This is a genomic window from methane-oxidizing endosymbiont of Gigantopelta aegis (genome assembly GCF_016097405.1).
Taxonomy (GTDB): Bacteria; Pseudomonadota; Gammaproteobacteria; order Methylococcales; family Methylomonadaceae; genus Methylomarinum.
Genome location: NZ_JAEHGD010000001.1, coordinates 1050264 through 1067609, shown reverse-complemented (window position 1 = coordinate 1067609; position 17346 = coordinate 1050264). Strand labels below are relative to the sequence as shown.

Genomic DNA, 17346 nt, shown 5'->3' with positions numbered 1-17346 from the left:
GCCTTGGAGAATAACATGGAAAATTTGAATACATTGGTCGAACTGAGTTACGCACTGGACACTTTTTATTTTTTAATCTGTGGGGCCTTGGTCATGTGGATGGCGGCTGGTTTCGCCATGTTGGAAGCAGGCTTGGTTCGAGCTAAAAATACTACCGAAATTCTGACCAAGAATGTTGCTTTGTTTGCAATTGCTTGCGTGATGTATATGTTGTGTGGATATAATTTAATGTATCCGGGGGAAGCTGTGAACAGTGTCTGGCCTGGCATTGGTTTTTTGTTGGGTGGAGATAATTCATTGGAAACTGTATTGAATAGTAAAGGAGAAACCTACTATTCAACTATGGCCGATTTTTTCTTTCAGGTTGTTTTCGTTGCGACGGCGATGTCTATTGTTTCGGGTGCCGTTGCCGAAAGAATGAAATTGGTGGCTTTTTTAATATTTGCTGTCGTCATGACAGGATTTATTTATCCAATCCAAGGCTTCTGGAAATGGGGTGGTGGGTTTTTAGATGGTTTGGGTTTTCTGGACTTTGCCGGTTCTGGTGTCGTTCATATGTGTGGTGCAACGGCGGCATTGGCAGGTGTTTTATTGTTGGGGGCGCGTAAAGGAAAATATGGGCCTAATGGTGAAATACATCCAATTCCAGGCTGTAATCTGCCATTAGCGACGCTGGGAACATTTATTTTATGGATGGGGTGGTTTGGTTTTAATGGTGGTTCTGAATTAAAAATATCGGATGTTGGCGAAGCAAATGCCGTTGCATTGGTTTTTGTTAACACGAACGCTGCTGCAGCGGGTGGTGTTGTTGCTGCCTTACTGACATCTCAATTTATGTTTGGTAAGGCTGACTTGTCGATGGTTTTAAATGGTGCGTTGGCAGGGTTAGTTGCGATTACAGCCGAGCCTTTGACACCGACACCACTGATTGCGACGTTAATTGGCGCTGTCGGTGGAGTTCTTGTCTTTTTCTCGATTTTGGGAATGGATAAATTAAAAATAGATGATCCTGTTGGGGCATTATCGGTTCATGGTGTTGTCGGTATTTGGGGCTTATTGGCTGTCTGCTTGACAAATCCAGAGGCTAAACTTTCTGCTCAATTAATTGGTATCGTCTCAATTTTAGGTTTTGTGTTTATTGCCAGCTTTATTACTTGGTATATCATCAAAGTTATATTTGGTATTCGAGTGAGTGAAGAGGAAGAGTATCAAGGCGTTGATTTTTCTGAGTGTGGTATGGAGGCGTATCCCGAATTTACAGATAGTAGTAAAGGATAATTCGCTTAAATATATAGAGCGCAAAAAGGCTGTCGAAAGTGACAGCCTTTTTGCTTCTATCAATGTAATGTATTAACGTTCTGATTGATCACTTGAGCGACGATGTCTTTAATCTGATGGATTTTTGAAAAATCCAGCTTCAAGCCATTAAACATATCCTCGATTGAATCTGATAATAGTTGACGCTTCTTTTCGGTTAAATGAAGATCGTGATCTAAATCTTGCTTATCTTCTAATTCCATTGCATCGATATCTAATACTTCGGCAATCACAAAATAAGCTGACATTGCCATCATATTTTGCATGGACTCTATTTCATTGTGTCCCATTTTTCCACACATCTTCGTTCTCCTATAACTGTAAAAACTACAGCGACAGGGTAAGGCGGAATAGGATTTGAGAATTTGATATCCATCCGGTTTTTCGAAAATAAAATGTGATGTGTTTCAGAGTTTTTATTTATAAAAACAATAGCTTGAACTATTTCACAGAAACGACAGCTTGAGCTTGTAAATCTGCGTGATAAGAGGAACGAACGAGCGGCGCACTAGCGACTTGCTGAAAACCTAATTGTTTTGCAAGGTTGGCATAGCGTTTGAATTGATCTGGGTGAATGTATTCATGTACTGGTAAATGGTCTTTACTCGGCTGTAAATATTGTCCTATCGTCAACATTGAGCAGCCGTGCGTGAGCAAGTCTTCCATGACGGCGACGACTTCATCCTCAGTTTCACCGATTCCAACCATTAAACCGGATTTCGTAGGGATATGAGGCTGCTTTTGTTTAAATTGCTGTAACAGCTTTAGCGATTCGACGTAATTTGCACCAGGCCGTGCTTTTTTATACAAGCGGGGGACGGTTTCAAGGTTGTGGTTGAAGACATCACACGGTTGTTGTTGCAAGGCTTCGATAGCGACAGCTTGGCGCCCCCTGAAATCGGGTACCAGGATTTCAATTCGGGTGTTGGGCGTTTGTTGCCGTATGGCTTGTATGCACGCAGCAAAATGACCCGCACCACCATCTTTTAAGTCGTCCCGATTGACAGAAGTGATGACAACATAACGCAAGCCCATTTGTTCAATAGTATTGGCGAGGTTAAAAGGCTCCTGCTTATCGGGCGCTTGTGGTCGGCCGTGAGCAACATCGCAAAACGGACAGCGTCGGGTGCATAAATCACCTAAAATCATAAACGTCGCGGTACCCTGGCTAAAGCATTCACCTAAATTTGGACATGCGGCCTCTTCACATACGCTATGTAAACTATTGGCTCGCAAATTCTGTTTGACACGGGCAACCTGATTACCAGAGGGAACTTTTATACGGATCCAATCGGGTTTGCGGAGTACGGTTTTGGTCTTTTCGACTTTGACCGGAATCTTTGATAATTTATCCGCATTACGCTGATGTGTTGTCGGGGTGAGTCGAGAAGGTGCCTGATAGGTCATGTGTAAAGCATCTCAGTGAGTTGTGTGATAACGGGTAACGCCAGCTCTTGAGTGTCGATGTTAACACCATAAGCGTGTATTTGGGTTACTTCCAGTCCGGGATAGCCACATGGGTTGATGGCCTTGAAAGGACTCAAGTCCATGGCGTTATTCAAACTGAGTCCATGGTAGCAACAGCCTTTTTTAATTCTGAGGCCGACAGCGCCAATTTTTTTTTCATCAACATAGACGCCGGGCGCTTCTTTTTTTGCAGCGGCTTGAATGCCATATTGGGCCAGTGTTGCGATCATGGCATTTTCAAGAATACTGACCAATTGCCGAGGGCCTTTTTGTAGCCGTTTAATATCCAGAAGAATGTACAGCACTAATTGTCCCGGCCCATGGTAAGTCACCTGACCGCCTCGGTCTGTTTCCACAACCGGGATGTCTGCCGTGTTCAACAAATGTTCTTTTCGTCCATTTAAGCCTAGTGTAAATACCGGCGGATGCTCCACCTGCCAGATTTCATCCCGTGTATTTTGATCCCGTGACAGGGTGAAATCTTGCATAGCCTGCCAGGTTGTTACATAGTCTTGAACGCCAAGGTTTTTTATGTGTGCGGACACAGGCTATAAAGTCATGACGATATCAGAATCATCGTTCAGGCTTTGATAAATTTTATCCAGTTGTTGTTTGCTGGTTGCGGTAATCATGACGGTGACCGATGTATATTTGCCGCCTTTACTGGTATTGGTCGTCACGGCGCCTTCTTTAATATCATCGACATGCTGACGAATAATTGAGACCACTTTGGCATCGAAGTCTTCGCCACTTTTGCCCATCGCCTTGACTGGAAATTCACAGGGAAAGGTCAGTACTGATTCTTGCTGTTCGTTGTCTTTACTGTGTTCTGTCATGATACGTTTTGTTTATACTGCTGAAAAAGTTGATTCATGTTTTGCCAGATCGGGCCAGGTTTTCCATTTCCAATTCTCTGTCCATCTAATTCAACGACGGGAATGATCTCCCGGGTCGAACTAGTTAACCATATTTCACTGGCATGTTTGATTTCGGCTAAGGAAATAGGCGCTTCCTGATATGGAATCTGGTCTTTCTGTGCCAGTTCAATAATAACTTCACGGGTAATGCCTGGTAAAATTTCGCCGCTGGTTTCGGGTGTTTTCAGTACGCCATCAATGACGGCAAAGATATTGCTGGCGGCACCTTCTGTGACGTAATCATTTTTGACCAGAATCGCTTCCGCCGCGCCTTGTTCCACGGCTTGTTGTCGAAGCAGAATATTGGCCAGCAAGGTCGTCGCTTTGACATGACATAAATCCCAGCGGCTATCGTCTAAGGTAACCGCTTTAACACCGGTTTCGCGTTCGGTGAACGGTTTAATATCTGAGCACATTGCGAAAACTGTCGGCTCGGCATGTTCAGGAAAGGCGTGATCCCGTGTTGGCGCGACACCGCGAGTAATCTGTAAATAAATATATTGATCACGGTCGGTTGAAAGCAATGGCTCTAAAACAGTCCGCCATTGTTCCGCTGTTTTATGCAGCACTAAGCGAATATTGCTAAGACTGTTGTTCAAGCGGCGTAAGTGATCATCGAAACGGAACAAATGGCCACGATAGGCCGGAATAACTTCATACACGCCATCACCGAATAGGAATCCCCGGTCTAGCACCGACACTTTAGCTTCTGCCAGCGGTAAGTATTCGCCATTCAAATAAGCTGTTTTATTCATTATCGATCCAGTAACAATAGGGCTTCGTCGTAAATACGCTGGAACAAGCTGCCTTTTTTGATTTCATTCAATGCAATCAGCGGCTTGCTGTCAATTTGTTCATCGAGCAGCATGACACGCAGCAGACCTTTTTCTTCGCCAGCTTTAACCGGAGCAATGATGCGCTTATCAATAACGGTTTCGGCTTTCATGTCTTGTACATGGCGTCTTGGTACGGTGACATACAAATCCTCAGCCAATCCTAAGCCGAGTAATTTTTGGTCACCTTTATAAACACGGGTTTCTATAATAGGCGTTTGTCCATCGTAGAGTTTTCGTGTTTCAAAGAAGCGAAAGCCATAATTTAACAGGGCTTGGCTCTCGGTTGCACGCGCGTTTTCGCTGTTTGTCCCCATCACCACCGAAATCAATCGCATATCACCTCGTTTTGCCGAGGCGACAAGGCAATAGCCGGCCTCTTCAGTGTGACCGGTTTTTAAACCATCTACCGATTTGTCACGCCATAACAAGCGGTTTCGGTTTTGTTGGGTAATATTGTTATAAGTAAATTCCTTTTGTGAATCCCATTTATAGTATTCCGGGAATTCTTTGATAATCGCTTGTGCTAGAATCGCTAAGTCATGTGCTGTAGTGTAATGCCCTTCTTCGGGAAGGCCGGTGCTGTTTTTAAATTGCGTGTTCAGCATCTTCAAACGTTCGGCATTCTGATTCATCAGGGCGGCGAAGGTCGATTCATTGCCGGCGACATGTTCAGCTAAGGCCACGCTGGCATCATTACCCGACTGAATAATGACACCTTTCAGTAAATCTTCCACCGACACTTGTTTACCGACTTCGATGAACATTCTAGAGCCCGGCGTTTGCCATGCTTTTTTACTGATGGTCACTTTTTCATCCAGGCTTAAATGACCGCTGGCCAGTTCTTTGAAGACCACATAGACGGTCATCAGTTTAGTCAGACTAGCAGGGGGCAGTGGTTTGTCGGGGTTTTTTTCCGCTAAGACTTTGCCGCTGTTAAAGTCCATCAGAATATAACTGCTAGCAGCAATATTGGGTGCCGGAGGAATCAAAATAGTTGCCGCCTGTGCCCATTCAAGACAGAACAGCAACAGTAAAAACGCCGGAATTTTATGTTTGAGTGTCAAATACTTTTTCATGGGTGATGAATTGTATATCAGGAAGGTCAATTGTATCACGCTGTCTTTAAGCTTTAATCAGCCGTTATTAAACTGATGTCTTTAATACCGAGCGCGGCGAGTTTTTCACTCATTTGTTGTATTCGTTGTTCTGATGTCAATGGCCCAACCAGAACCTTGTAAAAAATACCCTGTGGACTTTTTGCGACTTTTAATGCAGCTTGAGTTTCTGGCAGTTGTGCTACTCTCTGTTGTAAGCGGCGTGCATTGAATTTATCTTTAAAGGCACCGATTTGTAAATACAGCCCGGTTTTTGCCGCTTCAGAGGAGGGCACAGGCTTTGTTGTTTGTTTTGCGATATTTTGCCCAGGTTCAATCGCTTCGATTTCAACATAGCCGGTGCCGGTCTGTACGATTCCCAGTTTAGTTGCCGCTGCATACGATAAATCGATAATTCTATTGCTATGGAATGGACCACGGTCATTTATTCTGACGACGACACTGCGTTGATTGTTCAGGTTGGTCACGCGGACATAAGATGGAATCGGCAGGGTTTTATGCGCCGCAGTCATCGCATACATATTATAGATTTCGCCATTTGCTGTTTTACGGCCGTGAAATTTTGTGCCATACCAAGAGGCGACACCGCGCTGACGAAAGCCTGTGCTGTGTTTTAAGGTCACATAGCGTTTACCCAATACCTCATAGCTTTCCGGGTTACCGGCGCGGGTGCGGGGTTCGTGGCGGGGGACAGCATCAGGAATTGCGGCAATATTCAGCGGTACCTGCTCGGGCGCACCGTCTGGCGAGGTAGAACAGCCGGGTAACAGCAAGGCCGCTACGATTGATGCGAGAATAGATGTTGTTTTTAACTGAGTTTTCATGGTTTCAGGGCTTGATAACGTGTTTTTATAGCCTGGCTTAATTGATACACTGCCATTGCATACAAAGGACTATGGTTATAACGGGTGATAACATAGAAATTATCCAGTCCAATCCATAGGCTTTGTCCTTCTGCTTGTTCAAAACGTAATAATTTCAATGCTGTCTTTTCGTTCAGATGTTCGGGGGCATAGATATCGAGTCTGCGTAAATCGGCCAGCGTCTGTTCTGGCTTCAACCCGGGGGTTATGCCTTGCTTCCACAAATCACCTTCTGCCGCGACAGGATAAGCGACCGCTTGCCCTTTTTGCCAATGATGACGAGCGAAATAATTTGCAATACTGACAATCACATCGGCTGGATTGTTCCAAATATCGTGTTTGCCATCGTGTTCAAAATCGGCGGCATAACTTAAATAACTGCTTGGCATAAATTGGGGCATCCCCATGGCGCCGGCGTAAGAGCCTTTCGGTTGCAAGGGATCGAGTTGCTCTTTTTGTGTCAGCAACAGAAAATTCTCCAGTTCGTGCAGAAAAAAACGACTGCGTTTAGGATAGGCAAAGCCTAATGTTGCTAAGGCGTCAATGACCCGATAATTGCCGGTTCGTTTGCCATACAAGGTTTCTACACCGATAATGGCGGTAATGATTTCTGGCGGTACGCCATATTGCTGTTCGGAGGCCTGTAGAACAGCCGCATGTGTTTGCCAGAATTTAACGCCGCCTTCAATTCGAGATGGTTGTAGAAAAATCTTGCGATACTTATACCAGGGCATGGCTTCTGCCGGTTTTGCCATAGTGTCAAGGATGTTTTGTTTGATGTTGACACGTTTGAACAAGGACTCCAGTGCTGGGCGCTCAAATTGATGCAATTTAACCATTTTGTCAATAAACGCATTAAGTTGCTTGGAAGGCGGTACTTCAGCCTGAGCGGTCGCGGTGACGATACTTAAACAAAGGATAAGCCAGAATTCTATTTTCATCATGAGGGTGTTAGGTTGGTAAAAATTTTCGATGTGTATGAATCGACATAAGAATGCCAAATCCTGCCATCAATGTCACCATTGAGGTACCGCCATAACTGATCAGCGGTAAGGGGACGCCGACAACCGGTAAAATGCCGATGACCATGCCAATATTAACAAACACATAAACAAAAAACGTAAAGGTTAAGCTTCCAGCTAATAAGCGGGAATAGGTGTCTTGAGCGGCGACTGCAATATACAAGCAACGCCCGATAATCAGAAGATAGAGAATCAATAAGCCAACGCAGCCGAATAGCCCAAATTCTTCGGCAAAAACAGCGAAAATAAAATCAGTTGAGCTTTCGGGTAAAAAGTCCAGTTTAGCCTGCGTACTGCCCAGCCAGCCTTTTCCATCGATGCCGCCTGAGCCGATTGCAATCTTGGATTGGATAATATGGTAGCCGCGCCCCATCGGATCGGCTTCCGGGTTCAGAAAGGTGAGGACGCGGGCGCGTTGATATTCACGCATAAAATGCCAGAGTACGGGCGTCAATGCGGCGAGTACCCCGGTAATGCTGAGCATAAAACGCCAGGATAAGCCGGCAAAAAACAATACCGCCGCACCGGAACTAGCCACCAGTAAGGATGTTCCCAGGTCAGGTTGTTTAGCGATCAACAGCGTAGGCATTAAAATCAGCAGGCCAGCAATAACTAATTGGCGTTTGTTAGGCGGCAGTGGTGCGTCGGACAAGTACCAGGCAATCATCATAGGCATAGTAATTTTTATCATCTCGGAAGGCTGAAAACGAATGAACCCAAGGTTTAGCCAACGTTGTGCACCTTTTCCGACCATGCCGATAACCAGCACGGCAATCAATAGCGCTACACCTATACTGAACAAAGTGACGGAAACACGCTTGAATTGTTGCGGATCAACATGCGCTAATACCACCATGACAGCAAATGCAATGCCCATTCTAACCATTTGCCGGTATAAAATCGCCATATTTTGTCCACTGGCGCTGTATAACACCACCAAACTGAGTAGGCAGATTAGTACTAAGCCGATCATCAGAGGAATATCGATATGCAGTTTACGCAATACATTGCCCAATAATGAAGGGGGCTGGAATTGTTCGCTGCGGGTTTCAGTCTTCATGTGATTTTGTTCGCTCGCTTAAATACTGACGGATAATCTTACCGGCAATCGGGGCGGCAACCGATCCGCCATGTCCACCGTTTTCGACTACGACGGCAACTGCAATTTGAGGGTCATTGACCGGTGCAAAAGCAATAAACAAGGCATGATCTCTCAATTTCTTATGGACATCTTTGGCATTATATTTTTCTTCCTGTTTGACAGTGAAGACCTGTGCCGTTCCTGTCTTTCCAGCAATTTGATAGTCAATGCCTTTGGCCAGGCGTCTTGCCGTACCTCTGGCACCGTGCACGACATGGGTCATGGCCTGAATAATATTGTTCAGATTCTGTAGGTTTAATGGAATCTGTGTCGTTTTTTGTTGTTGCCCTTGAGCCGTGCCATCAGCCGTTTTAATGGATTTAGCCAGATAAGGGGTAACAACCTGGCCGCGGTTTGCTAATGTCGCTGTCGCACGCGCTAATTGCAATGGCGTGGCTTGCATAAAGCCTTGACCAATACCAACGATTAAGGTTTCACCCGGATACCAAGGTTGTCGTTTGCGGCGTCGTTTCCATTCCCGTGATGGGAGCAGTCCTGATCGTTCGCCGACTAAGTCGATGCCTGTTTTCTGGCCAAAACCAAAGCGAGATAAAAATTCATGCATCCGGTCTATGCCTAAAGCCATAGCCAGGTCATAGAAATAGACATCGCAGGATTGCGTAATGGCGATATCCATATCAACCCAGCCATGCCCCCATGTTTTCCAGTCACGGTAACGATGGTTGACGTTGGGTAATTTATAATAGCCGGGGCAAAACAGTTTGTGGTGGAAGTCTGTGACTTGATATTCCAATCCTGCTAATCCGATAAACGGTTTCATCGTTGAGCCGGGCGGGTATTGGCCGCGCAATACTCGGTCAAATAAGGGCTGATCTTCAGATTGTTTTAGTGCTTTATAGGCTTTGCGGCTGATGCCATAAACAAATGGATTCGGATCAAAGCCCGGTCGGCTGGCTAGCACCAAGACATCGCCACTGGGGATTTCGATAGCGACTGCGGCGCCAGTATGGGATTCCAAAGCATCATAAGCCGTTTTTTGCAGGTCAATATCCAGAGTTAACGATAAATCAGCACCAGGTACCGGGTCAATCGCCGAGATTAATTTCACTTCGCGCCCTTGCGCATTGGTTTCAATTTCAGCATAACCGGTTTTGCCATGTAATTGCGTTTCATAATATTTTTCGATACCCGTTTTACCGACATGATGGGTGCCTTGGTATTCCGCTACCGGCAGCGACTTGAGTTCTTTCTCGTTAATGCGGCCAACATAACCTATGACATGCGAGGTTAATTCAGCGTAAGGATAATGGCGTACCAGGCGAGCATGAATATCCACGCCGGGGAAAAAGGGCCTGACGGTGGCAAAACGAGCGACTTCTTCATCACTCATACGTAACAACAAGGGCACACTGCTGAAGGGTTTTCTGCGCTTGCGCAAGGTGTGAAAACGGTCCAGGTCTTCAGGGCTGATATTTAATAGTTTTTGCAGTCTGCCTAAGGTGTCATCAAGACTTTTGACTTGTTCTGGAATCAGTTCGAGACTGTAAGATGGAATATTTTCAGCTAGAATTCGGCCTTTACGGTCATAGATAATGCCACGTGTAGGTGGCAAGGGCACGACTTTAATCCGGTTATCTTTAGCCAGCGTGGCATAATGCTCATGGCCGACAACTTGCAAGTAAATCAGCCGGACAATCAGACCTAGCGTAAGCAAGAGGATAAAACCGAAGATAGCGACCACACGCGTTAAAAAAATTCGGTTTTCCTGTAACGGATCTTTAACCGAATAACGCTTATACATTTTGCATTACCCCCTGATACGAATAATGCGCAACAGGATAAAGACCCCAGGCCAAAACAAGGCGCCGCTGAAAACCGGCCACCAAAAGTGTAAAGACAGCGCTGATTTTCCCTGTAATGTTTCGAGCCAGTACGTCAATAGATAAGCCAAAAGTAGACAAAAAAACACAAACACGCTTTGTTGAGGCACCGGATAATGGCGGATGCGTTTATGCAGGCGCACCACAAAATAGCAGACCACGGCATAAATTAAGGCATTTTGACCCAACAAGCGCCCTGTTAACACATCAACCAGCAGACCAATAATCCAGGCACTGAACACACCAGTATGCTCAGGCGTTGCTAAACTCCAATAAATTAAAACCAGCAGCACCCAGTCAGGATTGATATCAGCCAGAATGGGGGGCAACGGGGCAATACGTGCTGCCATAGCCAAAATAAGGGTGAAAATGTAGGGTAGTGGCGCGCTGTTATTTGTCATCGTTCGCGTCCTGTTTAAGCATGGCAGGTTTTTCATCGGTGAGCGCCACAGGGGTTGAATGACTCCAGACAATCAGTACTTCGCGGATTTTATCCAGTTTTGCTGTCGGCGTGGCGTGAATCAAAGCAAAAGGCTTATTCGGTTGCACTGAAAATTTGTCGACGACAGCAACGGGATAACCTTGTGGGAAAACCCCACCTAGCCCGGATGTGACCAATAGATCACCGGGCTGAATATCGGCATTATTGGGTAAAAACGGTAAGTTGAGTCGGTTCATCCGGCCACTTCCAATAGCGATAGTGCGTAAACCATTGCGGTTAACCTGAACCGGGATGGCGTGATCCGGATCGGTAATCAACATGATTTCCGACTCATTAGGTAACGCTCGAATCACCTGACCAACGACACCGTGAGCATCCAGAACCGGTTGTTTTGCATGTACGCTGAAATGGCTGCCTTTATTGACGAGAATTAAATGTTCATAAGGTACCAGTTTGACTGACAGGAGTTCGGCAATCAACACCTGTTCGCCAATTTTGAATGAATTTTCCAGCAGCGCACGCAAACGGATATTTTCTTTCTCCAGTGCGGCAAGCTTCAGTAATTTGACGTCATTGATCAATTGTTGTCGCTTTAAGGTTTCATTTTCTACTTTTAATTTGCGGTAGGACATCATCGAGGTGTTGAAAAAACGATAAATATCCTCTGGCAGGTTGACCAGTAACTGTACAGGATAGACAACATAAGCCAGCGCTGAACGTAAAGGTTGCAATTTGTCGGTTTTATAATCTGTAACAAGCAAAGCGACAGATAATATTAAAACCACCAGCAACCGTGTATTGAGCACAGGCCCTGAGGCAAATAAAAGCTTAATGGTAATAACCCTCTAGAATTTAAGCCGTGGTTATAAATGATGGTAGTCAAGTAGACTGAAAAATTATTCAGTAATGGTTCAAACTGTAACGTATTGTAATAAGCCGTAGAATGGGTAGAGCGATAGCTAAAAACCCATCAAAACGAACTGCTCATGCAGCCGTACCCATTCTGTAAAACAACATAGTCAACTCAATCTATTATTCCAACGAAAAGGCAGAGACACCTTTTTGATCCAGCATTTCCAGGACCATACCGCCGCCGCGGGCGACACAGGTCAAAGGATCATCGGCGATATAAACCGGTAGGCCTGTTTCTTCGGCAATCAGTCGGTCGATGTCTTTCAATAAGGCACCGCCACCGGTCAACACAATGCCGCGGCTAGCGACATCAGCGCCAAGCTCGGGTGGCGTTTGTTCCAGAGCGACTTTTACTGAGCCGACGATGCCCGATAAAGGTTCTTGCAAAGCTTCCAGAATTTCATTGCTGTTTAATGAGAAACTTCTGGGCACGCCTTCTGCCAGGTTTCGGCCCGTAACCTGAATTTCTTTGACTTCCGTGCCAGGATAAGCGGCGCCCACTTCGTGTTTTATTTGTTCCGCCGTAGCTTCGCCGATCAAGGTGCCATAATTACGGCGGACGTAATTGATAATGGCTTCATCAAAACGGTCGCCACCGATGCGGACAGAGGCGGAATAAACAATGCCATTGAGCGAAATGACCGCAACTTCAGAGGTGCCACCACCAATATCGAGCACCATGGAACCATGTGCTTCATCGACCGGTAGGCCTGCGCCGACGGCAGCGGACATAGGCTCTTCAATCAAATAAACTTCGCGGGCGCCTGCCATCGCTGCCGATTCTCGAATAGCCCGGCGCTCGACTTGTGTCGATCCGCAGGGTACGCAAATTAGAATTCTGGGACTGGGTCTGAGTAATTTGTTTTCATGCACTTTTTCGATAAAAAAGCGCAGCATCCGCTCGGTTACGGCAAAATCGGCAATGACGCCATCTTTTAACGGCCGGATTGCGGTAATGTTGCCGGGGGTACGGCCCAGCATATTTTTTGCATCGGTGCCGACGGCGGCAATGGTTTTGTTGCCACGTACCCGGTCTTCCTTGATGGCAACGACCGAAGGCTCATTCAGAACAATTCCTTGGCCCGGTACATAAATCAGCGTATTGGCTGTTCCCAAATCAATCGATAAATCATTAGAAAAAAGGCCGCGAATTCGTTTGAACATCTTTTCCTGTATCCTTAACACGCATAAAATTGTATTACTTTAACAATCAAGCAGGTATTAGAGCAAGATATAAAGTATCATATTATTATCCATTTTATTACGGAGTTCTTAAAATGTCTTTAACAGCGGACGATGTTAAAAAGATTGCGCATTTGGCACGCTTAGGTATCGACCAGCAAAATATCGATAATTACACACAAGATTTGTCACGCATGCTGGATTTAATGACGCAAATGAATGATTTAAATACGGATGATGTCGCGCCGATGGCACATCCTTTAGACCAGCAGCAACGGCTACGTCCCGATGAGGTTACAGAACCTAATCAGCGGGAAAAGTTTCAAAGCATTGCGCCTCAAGTAGAAAATGGCCTTTATTTGGTTCCAAAAGTAATCGACTGATGATCTGATCATGCATAACAAAACTCTTATCGAATTAGCGGCTGGTTTACGCAGCCACAGCTATAGCAGCGTCGAATTGACGCAACATTTCTTGAACCGAATTCAACAGCATCGAGATTTAAATGCGTTTATTACGGTCAGCGAAGATATTGCGTTACAGCAGGCTGAGCAGGCCGATAAAAAACTGGCCAGCGGTGATGCTGGATTTTTGACTGGGATTCCACTGGCGCAAAAAGATATTTTTTGCACCGATGGGGTAAAAACCACGTGTGGCTCCAAAATTCTGGATAATTTTATCGCACCTTATAACGCGACGGTGGTAGAAAAATTCAACGATGCCGGTGCCGTGATGCTGGGCAAGCTGAATATGGATGAGTTTGCGATGGGCTCGTCAAACGAAACCAGTTTTTATGGTGCGAGTAAAAACCCATGGAATAGCGATACCGTGCCTGGCGGCTCTTCTGGCGGCAGTGCGGCGGCGATAGCGGCGCGCTTAACTCCGGCGGCGACCGGCACCGATACCGGCGGTTCGATTCGTCAGCCGGCGGCATTGTGCGGCATTACCGGACTGAAGCCAACCTATGGCAGGGTTTCTCGTTATGGCATGATTGCCTATGCCTCGAGTCTGGATCAGGGTGGCCCGATGGCGCGTTCTGCAGCTGATGCGGCCTGGTTGCTTCAAGTGATGGCCGGTTTTGATGAGAAAGACTCTACGAGCGTTGATCACCCGGTTCCCGATTATTCGGCTGATTTAAATCAACCATTACAAGGCCTTAAAATCGGATTACCGGAACAATTTTTTAGTGACGACTTAGATCAGGCTATTGCCACTGTCATTCAGGAAGCCATTGACGAATACAAGAAACTGGGAGCGGAAATCAAATCGGTTTCCATGCCTCATCTTGAATTTGCGATTCCTGCCTATTATGTCATCGCTTCGGCAGAATGCTCCTCTAACTTATCCCGTTACGACGGTGTGCGCTTCGGTTATCGCTGCCAGAATCCGAAAGATCTGGAGGATATGTATACGCGCTCACGCGGTGAAGCCTTTGGCGCGGAAGTTAAACGCCGTATTTTAATGGGGACCTATGCACTGTCAGCCGGCTATTATGATGCCTATTATTTGAAGGCACAGAAAGTTCGCCGCTTGATCAGTAATGACTTTAAGCAGGCTTTATCTGAAGTAGATGTTCTCATGGGGCCGGTTTCACCCTCGACGGCATTTAAGCTGGGCGAAAAAACCGGTGATCCAATTCAAATGTATTTATCGGATATTTATACGATCGCTATCAATCTGGCGGGGCTTCCGGCAATGTCAATTCCAGCAGGATTTGTCAATGATATGCCGGTAGGACTGCATATTATTGGTAACTATTTCGAGGAAGCGAAACTATTACAAACAGCGCATCAATATCAGTTGGTGACAGACTGGCATCAACGCTCGCCTCACGGTTTTGAATAAGGAGTCATTATGGAGTGGGAAGTAGTCATCGGTCTTGAGATTCATGCTCAACTGGCCACAAAATCCAAAATTTTCTCGGGTGCATCAACCGCTTATGGTGCGCAGCCTAATACCCAGGCATGCGCGGTAGACCTCGGCTTTCCGGGTGTTTTGCCGGTTTTAAATCAGGAAGCGGTACGTATGGCCGTTAAATTTGGTTTGGCGATTGATGCTGAAATTGCACCGTATTCCGTTTTTGCTCGCAAAAATTATTTTTATCCTGATTTGCCTAAAGGCTATCAAATCAGTCAGTTTGAATTACCTATCGTAGGGCCTGGGCATATTGATATTGAAGTTGATGGCAATATAAAGCGCATTGGTGTGACCCGAGCGCATCTGGAAGAGGATGCGGGTAAATCATTACATGCGGATTTTCATGGTTTGACGGGTATCGATTTGAACCGGGCCGGCACGCCATTGCTGGAAATCGTATCGGAACCCGATATGCGATCGGCTAAGGAAGCTGTGGCCTATATGCGTAAATTACATGAGCTTGTGCGTTATCTGGAAATTTGCGATGGCAATATGCAGGAAGGTTCCTTTCGTTGTGATGCCAATGTTTCTGTGCGCCCTAAAGGGCAGCAGGAATTGGGAACCCGTACCGAACTGAAAAACATTAATTCCTTTCGGTTTGTTGAACGGGCCATCAATCATGAAGTCGAGCGACAGATTGATGTGATTGAAAATGGTGGCACAATCATTCAGGAAACGCGCTTGTATGATGCTGATGCCGATGAAACCCGGCCTATGCGCAGCAAGGAAGAAGCCAACGATTATCGCTATTTTCCTGACCCCGACTTATTGCCGGTTTATATTGAAGACAGCTTGAAAGAGCAGGTTAAAAGTGAGCTGCCGGAACTGCCTGCCGCTAAAAAAGAACGCTTTATGTCGCAATTTGGACTGGATCAGGAAACGGCGGGCATTTTGACATCAACGCGGGAATTAGCGCACTTCTTTGAGCTGACCGTTGAGGCATCCGATAATGCTGTTAAACTTGCGGCCAACTGGATCAGTGGTGATTTACTCGGTGCCTTGAACAAACAAAGTCTTGATATTACTGAGAGTCCGATTGATCCTGTGCGACTAGGTGGCCTGATTAAGCGTATCAGCGACAATACTATTTCCGGTAAAATCGCTAAGCAGGTTTTTGAGACAATGTGGCATGGTCAGGACAGTGCGGATGACATCATCGAGGCGCAAGGCCTGAAGCAGATTACCGATAGCGGCGCGATAGAAGCGATTATCGATACGATTATTGCGAATAATCCAAAGCAAGTGGAGCAATATTTGGGTGGCAAAGAAAAAGTGTTTGGCTTTTTCGTCGGCCAGGTGATGAAAGAAACTCAGGGCAAAGCCAGTCCGGCTGAAGTCAATAAAATGCTCAAACAGAAACTCAAAAAATAATCCTTTCGCCCGGATATTTTTTAGCGTTAAACTATCCGGGCGGAATAGAGTTGACATGTTTTTTTAAGATTTATTATTATCAAGGGCAGGTAGCTGTGTGAATAAGGTAGCCGGAAAATGACACAAGATATATTGCCACTTTATATAATAATAGTTGTGTTGTTTGGCAATATGACTCAAGTTTCTGCGGCCACTTTTCCGGTAATGAACATTCCCAGCGTTACAGATAATGATGATTTATTATCTGCTCCTAAATTAGTCCAACAAAATGCGGCTAAAATTAAAAAATCTAATTTGAAAAGCCTGGAGAAAAAGCCATTTCATACGGATAAAAAAGTGGATATGGCGAAGGAGTCGTATGATGTTCGGCGTAATTTCAGTGCTAGAGAAAGTCGTTTAGATAGAAATAGTGCAGCACTAGCAAGGATAGGCGAAAATAATTCGGATGTCGTTAAGGCGCTTTTAGAAACGGTGCAGGATAAAGTTCCGCTGTTAGATGACGAAAAGATAGGTCAGATAAAATGGGTGGCTAAAGACTTAAATAAGAAAGCTACAAATTTAAATGTTCAGATAGAACAGGCTTTCAATAAGGTCAGGGCAGATTTTTTTATAATGAATGTTTTATTCCCGGTGGATGATAATATGGCTTTTGTCGGTTTTCCACAAGGCAGTGCTGCGCAGCGTTCGTTATATAATCAAGCGTATGATATGAATACAACTCAGCTGTTATTGCAGTCAGAAAACGCTGAGGAGCCGCAAGGTTTTGTTGCATTTATTTTAGCAATACCCCATTACTTGTTTGAGATTGATAACTTAATTAAATTATTACTGATTGTTATATTCTTTTCGGGTATTTATAAGGCGCTTGATTTTTTTCTAAACAAACGCTGGTAAATGAGCTAATGGGTTATGGTCTCCCAAAATTGTTGACTCATTTTTGATATTGCTTTCGCAAGAATCTTCGTGAAGCCAAGCCCATAAAAACGATATGGGCTTGTGTTTG

General features: G+C 45.4%; 18 protein-coding genes. 5 read left to right on the top strand and 13 right to left on the bottom strand.

Annotated features, from left to right (window positions below):
- The first annotated feature begins 15 nt into the window (after positions 1-15).
- On the top strand, positions 16-1278 hold the full coding sequence (locus JEU20_RS05300) for an ammonium transporter (RefSeq protein WP_198243985.1): 1263 nt from the start codon (positions 16-18) through the stop codon (positions 1276-1278).
- Positions 1279-1337: 59 nt separating this feature from the next.
- On the opposite strand, the gene JEU20_RS05295 is transcribed toward JEU20_RS05300, so the two are convergent.
- The 13 genes from JEU20_RS05295 to JEU20_RS05235 all read right to left on the bottom strand — a co-directional run bounded on the left by JEU20_RS05295 (position 1338) and on the right by JEU20_RS05235 (position 13037).
- Positions 1338-1574 (bottom strand): hypothetical protein, encoded by a 237-nt coding sequence (locus JEU20_RS05295; RefSeq protein WP_214657286.1) that lies wholly within the window; start codon positions 1572-1574, stop codon positions 1338-1340.
- Positions 1575-1758: 184 nt separating this feature from the next.
- A complete protein-coding gene (lipA, locus tag JEU20_RS05290; protein WP_198243983.1) occupies positions 1759-2724 on the bottom strand; it encodes a lipoyl synthase in 966 nt (321 codons plus the stop codon).
- On the bottom strand, positions 2721-3329 hold the full coding sequence (gene lipB, locus JEU20_RS05285) for a lipoyl(octanoyl) transferase LipB (protein WP_198243982.1): 609 nt from the start codon (positions 3327-3329) through the stop codon (positions 2721-2723). The genes lipA and lipB overlap by 4 nt, the downstream gene beginning before the upstream one ends.
- Before the next feature lie 3 nt (positions 3330-3332).
- Positions 3333-3620 (bottom strand): HP0495 family protein, encoded by a 288-nt coding sequence (locus JEU20_RS05280; RefSeq protein WP_198243981.1) that lies wholly within the window; start codon positions 3618-3620, stop codon positions 3333-3335.
- The gene (locus tag JEU20_RS05275; RefSeq protein ID WP_198243980.1) at positions 3617-4456 is read right to left on the bottom strand and encodes a D-amino acid aminotransferase; all 840 of its coding nucleotides are present in this window, start codon (positions 4454-4456) and stop codon (positions 3617-3619) included. The genes JEU20_RS05280 and JEU20_RS05275 overlap by 4 nt, the downstream gene beginning before the upstream one ends.
- Positions 4456-5613 carry a D-alanyl-D-alanine carboxypeptidase family protein gene (locus tag JEU20_RS05270; protein WP_198243979.1) on the bottom strand — a complete coding sequence of 386 codons (1158 nt, stop codon included), beginning with the start codon at positions 5611-5613 and terminating at the stop codon, positions 4456-4458. Before JEU20_RS05270 ends, JEU20_RS05275 begins: the two co-directional genes overlap by 1 nt.
- 53 nt (positions 5614-5666) lie before the next feature.
- Complete coding sequence (locus JEU20_RS15475; protein WP_198243978.1) at positions 5667-6476, bottom strand: septal ring lytic transglycosylase RlpA family protein; 810 nt, start codon at positions 6474-6476, stop codon at positions 5667-5669.
- Entirely contained in the window at positions 6473-7459 is a 987-nt protein-coding gene (gene mltB / locus JEU20_RS05260) for a lytic murein transglycosylase B (protein ID WP_198243976.1), read from the bottom strand. The genes JEU20_RS15475 and mltB overlap by 4 nt, the downstream gene beginning before the upstream one ends.
- A 7-nt stretch (positions 7460-7466) precedes the next feature.
- Entirely contained in the window at positions 7467-8597 is a 1131-nt protein-coding gene (rodA, locus tag JEU20_RS05255) for a rod shape-determining protein RodA (RefSeq protein WP_198243974.1), read from the bottom strand.
- Positions 8587-10440 (bottom strand): penicillin-binding protein 2, encoded by a 1854-nt coding sequence (gene mrdA, locus JEU20_RS05250; RefSeq protein WP_198243972.1) that lies wholly within the window; start codon positions 10438-10440, stop codon positions 8587-8589. The genes rodA and mrdA overlap by 11 nt, the downstream gene beginning before the upstream one ends.
- Positions 10441-10446: 6 nt before the next feature.
- Entirely contained in the window at positions 10447-10920 is a 474-nt protein-coding gene (gene mreD, locus JEU20_RS05245) for a rod shape-determining protein MreD (RefSeq protein ID WP_198243970.1), read from the bottom strand.
- Positions 10910-11794: a rod shape-determining protein MreC gene (mreC, locus tag JEU20_RS05240; RefSeq protein WP_342590503.1), complete on the bottom strand. Its 885-nt coding sequence runs from the start codon at positions 11792-11794 to the stop codon at positions 10910-10912. The genes mreD and mreC overlap by 11 nt, the downstream gene beginning before the upstream one ends.
- 199 nt (positions 11795-11993) lie before the next feature.
- On the bottom strand, positions 11994-13037 hold the full coding sequence (locus tag JEU20_RS05235) for a rod shape-determining protein (protein ID WP_198243968.1): 1044 nt from the start codon (positions 13035-13037) through the stop codon (positions 11994-11996).
- Positions 13038-13150: 113 nt separating this feature from the next.
- On the opposite strand from JEU20_RS05235, the gene gatC reads away from it, so the two are divergent.
- The 4 genes from gatC to JEU20_RS05215 all read left to right on the top strand — a co-directional run bounded on the left by gatC (position 13151) and on the right by JEU20_RS05215 (position 17237).
- Positions 13151-13438 (top strand): Asp-tRNA(Asn)/Glu-tRNA(Gln) amidotransferase subunit GatC, encoded by a 288-nt coding sequence (gatC, locus tag JEU20_RS05230; RefSeq protein WP_198243966.1) that lies wholly within the window; start codon positions 13151-13153, stop codon positions 13436-13438.
- 10 nt (positions 13439-13448) lie between these two features.
- Positions 13449-14900, top strand: a complete 1452-nt coding sequence (gene gatA / locus JEU20_RS05225; protein WP_198243964.1) for an Asp-tRNA(Asn)/Glu-tRNA(Gln) amidotransferase subunit GatA — start codon at positions 13449-13451, stop codon at positions 14898-14900.
- 9 nt (positions 14901-14909) lie between these two features.
- Positions 14910-16343, top strand: a complete 1434-nt coding sequence (gene gatB / locus JEU20_RS05220; protein WP_198243962.1) for an Asp-tRNA(Asn)/Glu-tRNA(Gln) amidotransferase subunit GatB — start codon at positions 14910-14912, stop codon at positions 16341-16343.
- A gap of 117 nt (positions 16344-16460) precedes the next feature.
- Entirely contained in the window at positions 16461-17237 is a 777-nt protein-coding gene (locus JEU20_RS05215; protein ID WP_198243961.1) for a hypothetical protein, read from the top strand.
- Positions 17238-17346 lie beyond the last annotated feature (109 nt).

Coding starts and splice junctions, on each gene's coding strand:
- JEU20_RS05300 (WP_198243985.1), top strand. CDS start 16: ATGGAAAATTTGAATACATTGGTCGAACTGAGTTACGCACTGGACACT.
- JEU20_RS05295 (WP_214657286.1), bottom strand. CDS start 1,574: ATGATGGCAATGTCAGCTTATTTTGTGATTGCCGAAGTATTAGATATC.
- lipA (WP_198243983.1), bottom strand. CDS start 2,724: ATGACCTATCAGGCACCTTCTCGACTCACCCCGACAACACATCAGCGT.
- JEU20_RS05280 (WP_198243981.1), bottom strand. CDS start 3,620: ATGACAGAACACAGTAAAGACAACGAACAGCAAGAATCAGTACTGACC.
- JEU20_RS05275 (WP_198243980.1), bottom strand. CDS start 4,456: ATGAATAAAACAGCTTATTTGAATGGCGAATACTTACCGCTGGCAGAA.
- JEU20_RS05270 (WP_198243979.1), bottom strand. CDS start 5,613: ATGAAAAAGTATTTGACACTCAAACATAAAATTCCGGCGTTTTTACTG.
- JEU20_RS15475 (WP_198243978.1), bottom strand. CDS start 6,476: ATGAAAACTCAGTTAAAAACAACATCTATTCTCGCATCAATCGTAGCG.
- mltB (WP_198243976.1), bottom strand. CDS start 7,459: ATGATGAAAATAGAATTCTGGCTTATCCTTTGTTTAAGTATCGTCACC.
- rodA (WP_198243974.1), bottom strand. CDS start 8,597: ATGAAGACTGAAACCCGCAGCGAACAATTCCAGCCCCCTTCATTATTG.
- mrdA (WP_198243972.1), bottom strand. CDS start 10,440: ATGTATAAGCGTTATTCGGTTAAAGATCCGTTACAGGAAAACCGAATT.
- mreD (WP_198243970.1), bottom strand. CDS start 10,920: ATGACAAATAACAGCGCGCCACTACCCTACATTTTCACCCTTATTTTG.
- JEU20_RS05235 (WP_198243968.1), bottom strand. CDS start 13,037: ATGTTCAAACGAATTCGCGGCCTTTTTTCTAATGATTTATCGATTGAT.
- gatC (WP_198243966.1), top strand. CDS start 13,151: ATGTCTTTAACAGCGGACGATGTTAAAAAGATTGCGCATTTGGCACGC.
- gatA (WP_198243964.1), top strand. CDS start 13,449: ATGCATAACAAAACTCTTATCGAATTAGCGGCTGGTTTACGCAGCCAC.
- gatB (WP_198243962.1), top strand. CDS start 14,910: ATGGAGTGGGAAGTAGTCATCGGTCTTGAGATTCATGCTCAACTGGCC.
- JEU20_RS05215 (WP_198243961.1), top strand. CDS start 16,461: ATGACACAAGATATATTGCCACTTTATATAATAATAGTTGTGTTGTTT.